The organism is Protofrankia symbiont of Coriaria myrtifolia (assembly GCF_900634755.1).
GTDB classification, from domain to species: Bacteria; Actinomycetota; Actinomycetes; order Frankiales; family Frankiaceae; genus Protofrankia; species Protofrankia coriariae.
The window spans coordinates 1-5,598 of the sequence record NZ_CAAAFS010000133.1; the positions used below are offsets into that span (position 1 = coordinate 1).

Consider the following 5,598-nt stretch of genomic DNA (forward strand, 5'->3'; position numbering starts at 1 on the left):
CGCCCAGGTGGCCTGCAGATAAAGTGCCGTCCCTGCTGATCCATGCTCTCATCCGGGTTCGGTCGGCGCCGCCCGCCAACATGTCCGAAGAATCGAGCCGTCTAGTGTCTCGTGATTCTGATTTCTTTACTCGGTCGTATCGGTTAGAATGATGGAGTGGAGTTGACGGAAGATGAGCGGGCAGATCTGCTGTCTTTAGTGAATGGCCGGGATGTTCCGGCGACCGTGGCGACTCGGGCGCGGATCGTGCTCTGGTGCGCCGGGGGTCTCCCGAAGAAGGAGATCGCGTCGCGGGTCGGGGTTTCGCGACCGACGGTAGACCTGTGGATTTCCCGTTACGAGACTGAGGGTGTCTGCGGGTTTATCGACCGACCTCGCGGGGCGCCGCGGGAGCAGGTGCCGGCACGTATTCGCAGTCGTGTCCTTGCTCTGACTCGTACCACTCCACCGACGGAAACCGGCCTCTCGCACTGGTCGAGTCGGGAAATGGCCAGGTACATCACCCGCACCACGGGGGTGTCCGTGTCTTGGCATTATGTGGCGAAGCTGTGGCGCGAAAACGGGTTGAAACCGCACCGGCAGGGCACATTCAAGATTAGCAAGGACCCGGCGTTCGCGGACAAGGTCGCCGACATCGTCTGCCTGTACCTCAACCCGCCCGCGGGCGCGGTCGTGCTGTGCGTGGACGAGAAGACCCAGGTCCAGGCGCTGGACCGAACCCAGCCACTGCTCCCGATCAGCTTCGGCACCATGGAGAAGCGCACCCATGACTATGTCCACCACGGCACCATCAAGAGATTGGAAATAAATAAAACAATCAAGATCTGTATGTGGGATAAGTGTTTTACGATCACGGAGAATAGACTGCCTCCGCGCAGGCCCATCCCATCTCCACCGCCACCCGAAGCGGGTATGAAATAATCTACCCATTACAGATTTCCTGGTTCCCGCAGAGGAATTTTCTTCGATGTTCGAAAAAATTCTCCCTCATTTGGATGAGGGGCAGCAGCGGCTGCTGGCGGGAGCCGTGGCTGAGATGCTGGGAACGGGGGAATCACGGCCATCGCGAAGGCTTCGGGGATCTCTCGAACGACCGTTCAACGAGGCGCGCTCGACATACGGAGCGGGATGGCTCCGTCCCACCGCGTCCGACGGGATGGCGGCGGAAGGAAACCGGCTTCCGTGGCGCAGCCAGGTCTGCTAGAGGCATTAGACGCTCTCGTGGAGCCAGAAAGCCGCGGTGATCCGATGTGTCCACTTCGGTGGACGACTAAATCGACCCGGAAGCTTTCCGAGGAACTGGCGCGGCAGGGATTCCAGGCGAGTCACACGGTCCTTCGCCACCTCCTGCCGGAGATGGGCTACAGCGTGCAGGCTCCCGCGAAGACAGTGGAAGGCGCGAGTCATCCCGACCGGGATGACCAGTTCCGGTACATCGCCGGCCAGGTCGCCGAGTTCCAGACGGCAGGACAGCCTGTGATCTCGGTGGACACGAAGAAAAAAGAACTCGTCGGGAACTACGACAACGGCGGAAGAGAATGGCAACCTACAGGCCGGCTGGTACATGTGAAGGACCATGATTTTCCGGATCCCGACATCCCGAAAGCCGTTCCATACGGGATCTACGACCTGACACAGGACTCCGGCTGGGTGACAGTGGGAACCAGTGCGGACACCGCCGAGTTCGCATTGGCGACCATCAGCCGCTGGTGGGACAAGGTCGGTTCACAGGCATACCCGCACGCCCGACAATTGCTGATCACCGCCGACGCCGGCGGCTCGAACAGCTGCCGCAGCCGGTTGCGGAAGACCGAACTCGCCGCATTCGCCGCAAGGACCGGAATCGAAGTCACCGTATGCCACTTCCCGCCTGGCACATCGAAATGGAACAAAATCGAGCACAGGCTATTCAGCCACATCTCCATGAACTGGCGTGGCCGCCCCCTGGAAAGCCACGAAGTCGTGGTCAATCTCATCGGCTCCACCACGACACGGACCGGCCTGCAGGTCCACGCCGAACTCGATGAGAAGACTGACGAGAAAGGCATCAAGATCTCCGACGACGAAATGGCGATCATCGACAGAACGGAGCATCTGTTTCACGGGGAGTGGAACTATACGATCCGACCATCAAAATCAGATTGATTGATAAGATTATTTATTTCCAGGCCCTAAGTACCCGTCGGTACAGATCATCATCAATCACACCGGAATGCCGATCCACCGCGATCCACAGGCGATCATCGCGTGGAGCTCAAGCCTGGCCCGCATCGCCGAGGCTTCGAACGTCGCAATCAAAATCTCTGGACTTGGCCTCGCGAACCCCGACTGGTCGGCAGACTGAACCGCCCCGGGTTCGGTGGAGACCGGTCCGTTTGAGAGGATCGAGTCGTGCCCGCTCCCAGGAAGTATCCCGATGAGCTCCGTGAACGTTCCGTCCGGCTCGTGCTGCAGATGCGTCGTGAGCAGCCGGCGGAGGCGTCGCGTGCGATCTCGACGGTCGCGAAGCCGCTGGATGTGCATCCGGCGACGCTGCGGCTGTGGGTGAATCAGGCTGAGGTCGACCAGGGTACTCGTCCGGGAACCACCACACCGGATGCCGCGCGTATCGCCGAGCTGGAACGTGAAGTTCGTGAGCTGAAGCGCGCGAACGAGATCCTGAAAGCGGCGTCGGCTTTCTTTGCGCGGGAGCTGTGCGCCACGAGGCGCCGAGACAATCGAGGAGGGGTGAGAGACCTTTCCCGCTGGGCTGTCGCAGCAGCCCGGTGAAGCCAGGGGGCAGCCTGATCCGGAGGAACGCCGGGGAGGGTGGCAAGCGGCCCCGACGAAGACAGGCCGTGCCGGGACTGCCAGACGGCGCGGGCCTGTTCGGCCAGGTCAGAAGGTGTAACGGAAGTGAACCAGTGGTTGAAGCTCCGTAACCGCGAAGCCGTGCTCAAATCTGGTGGATATGGGCCGGTGAGCAGCGCGTGACGGTCGGACGATGTTGTGTTCGGGCGTCAACTCCGAAGCCGCGTAGTTCCGGCGGTGAGGAGGCCAGGGCGAAGGTCTGCGGCGTAACCGTGGCGATGCTGCCGGAGTAGAGCTGGGCGCCTCACTGACCGATCGATTGCTTGGTGAACGTGGGAACCATCCGGCAGTCGCCCGCGGGCTGTCCAGCCAGGACGGCAGCGGGTAGGCCCGTTCCGGCTGTGGGCTGGCGGATGGGGCGGAGGCTGTGTAGTAGTCGCGGGCGTAGCGACCCGTCTCGGAGTCCGGGAAAGCCGGACGCAGGGCAAAGACAGCCAGCAAGTCTGCAGTGATGGATGCTGGAAGGCCAGGAGGTTTTCGCCGGTGAATACCGACGAACCGGAATCCGCCTTGTTCAGGGCCGAACGCCGGGTACTGGAGATCCAAACCAAGCTGCACCGGTGGGCGCGTGAAGATGCCCGTCGTCAGTTCGACGATCTGTTCAATTTGGTGGCCGATCCCGCGTTCTTGTTGGTGGCGTGGGATCGGGTGCGGGGCAACAGAGGTGCCAGGACCGCCGGGGTGGACGGGCGTACCGCCGCGTCGATAGTGGCGCGGATCGGGATACCCGAATACCTCGACGGGCTGCGTTCGGCGTTGAAGGATCGCAGTTTCCGGCCGTTGCCGGTGCGGGAGCGGATGATCCCCAAGGCGGGCGGTAAGCTGCGTCGCCTGGGGATCGCGACCATCACCGACCGGGTGGTCCAGGCATCGCTGAAGCTGGCGCTGGAGCCGATCTTCGAGGCGGATTTCCTCCCATGCTCCTATGGGTTCCGCCCGATGCGCCGGGCTCACGACGCGGTGGCTGAGATTCGGTATCTGACCTCGAAACCACGGTGTTACGAGTGGATTGTGGAAGGAGACATCAAAGCCTGCTTCGATGAAATCTCGCACACGTCCTTAACGGGCAGAGTGCGGGCGCGGATCGGAGACAGGCGTGTCCTGGCCCTGGTGAAGGCGTTTCTCAAATCAGGTATCCTCGTTGAGGATCGCTTGGTGAGACCTACCACCGCCGGCACCCCGCAAGGGTCGATTCTCTCGCCGTTGCTCAGTAATGTCGCCTTGTCCGTGTTGGACGAGCATGTCGCCCGGTCACCAGGTGGCCCGGGGACTGGCAAGACAGAGAAGGCCAAGCGTCTGCGGCATGGCCTGCCGAACTTCAAATTGGTCCGGTATGCCGACGACTGGTGCCTGGTGATTAAAGGCACCAAAGCCGACGCCGAAGCCTTGCGAGAGGAGATCGCGGGAGTCTTGTCCACGATGGGTCTGCGCCTGTCGCGGGAGAAGACTCTGATCACCCACATCGATGACGGCCTTGACTTTCTCGGGTGGCGTATCCAGCGCCACCGGAAGAAAGGCATGCGCGAGTACTACGTCTACTCTTATCCGGCCAAGAAGTCCGTCAAGGCGGTCATGGCCAAGGTGAAGACGGTATGCCGCGATGTCGAGGTGAACCAGCCTCTCGATGATCTGATCCGCAGGCTCAATCCTGTGCTGAGGGGCTGGTGCGCCTATTTCCGGCCCGGAGTGTCGTCGGTGACCTTCGCCTACCTGAAGCATTACGTGTTCGAGACGGTGTGGCGATGGATACGCCGGAAGCATCGCCGGTCCACGTGGAAGGAACTGCGCCACCGCTACTGCGGCGGCGGATGGTGGCCTACAGGCCAGAGCCGGGAACTGTTCGATCCGGAGAAGGTGAGCACCACACGCTACCGATACCGGGGATCAGTCATCCCTTCTCCCTGGCCTGCCGCTGCCTGACGAGCACATCCGAGCCACAGCGGGACTTGTGGAGCGCCCGGTGCCTTGAAAGGGGCACGCCGGGTGCGGGAAGCGGCCCGGGGAAACGGACCGGCTGAAAGGTTGGAACCGCGTCCCGGGCCGACTTCACCGACCCGCGGCTGCCTCGGTAGTCGCCTTCATCGACAAGCACAAGGAAGACCTCGGCGGGGTCGAGCCGATCTGCGACGTGTTGCAGGTTGCCCCGTCGACGTACTACGCCGCGAAGAAGCGGCTGCCGTCGGCGCGTTCACTGCGCGACGCCGAACTCCTCGCCGAGATCGAGCGGGTGTGGAAGGAGAACTACGAGGTGTACGGCGCGCGCAAGGTGTGGCGGGTGTTGAACCGGGAGGGGATCACGGTGGCCCGGTGCACGGTGGAGCGTCTGATGCGGGCTGCCGGGCTGACCGGGGCGCTACGCGGCGGGGCCAGGCCCCGCACGACCCGCGCCGATCCTGCCGCGGCCAGGCCGGCGGACCTGGTGGACCGGCAGTTCACCGCGGACCGGCCGAACGCCTTGTGGGTTGCCGACTTCACCTATGTCCCGACGTGGGCGGGCATGGTGTATGTGGCGTTCGTGGTTGACGTCTGCTCCCGGAAGATTGTCGGGTGGCGGCTCGACACCACCATGCGCACCGACCTTCCTCTCGACGCGCTGGAGATGGCGATCTGGGGCCGCAAAGACGAGCCGCTGAACGGTCTTGTGCACCATTCCGACAGGGGTTCGCAGTACACGTCTATCCGCTACACCGACCGGCTTGTCGAGGCCGGAGCGACACCGTCCGTCGGGAGCGTCGGCGACTCGTACGA

2 protein-coding genes and 4 pseudogenes are annotated in these 5,598 nt (G+C 62.8%); all 6 read left to right on the forward strand.

Annotation, left to right across the window (positions count from 1 at the left end):
- Nucleotides 1–156: 156 nt before the first annotated feature.
- Nucleotides 157–789, forward strand: a pseudogene (locus CM1CMNOD_RS07510) (IS630 family transposase); the annotation flags it as partial.
- A 178-nt stretch (nt 790–967) separates the two neighbouring features.
- Nucleotides 968–2,145 (forward strand): ISAzo13 family transposase gene (locus CM1CMNOD_RS07515; protein ID WP_131773917.1). Its coding sequence is split into 2 segments (ribosomal slippage): nt 968–1,040 and nt 1,040–2,145, totalling 1,179 coding nucleotides; the frame shifts between segments, so codons are not numbered across the junction.
- A gap of 40 nt (nt 2,146–2,185) precedes the next feature.
- Nucleotides 2,186–2,344 (forward strand): annotated as a pseudogene (locus tag CM1CMNOD_RS24370) (amidohydrolase family protein); the annotation flags it as partial.
- 47 nt (nt 2,345–2,391) lie between these two features.
- A pseudogene (locus CM1CMNOD_RS07520) lies at nt 2,392–2,682 on the forward strand (transposase); the annotation flags it as partial.
- 651 nt (nt 2,683–3,333) lie between these two features.
- Nucleotides 3,334–4,770, forward strand: coding sequence for a group II intron reverse transcriptase/maturase (ltrA, locus tag CM1CMNOD_RS07530; RefSeq protein ID WP_013873076.1), 1,437 nt, complete (start codon nt 3,334–3,336; stop codon nt 4,768–4,770).
- Between the two features lie 130 nt (nt 4,771–4,900).
- Nucleotides 4,901–5,598 (forward strand): annotated as a pseudogene (locus CM1CMNOD_RS07535) (IS3 family transposase); the annotation flags it as partial.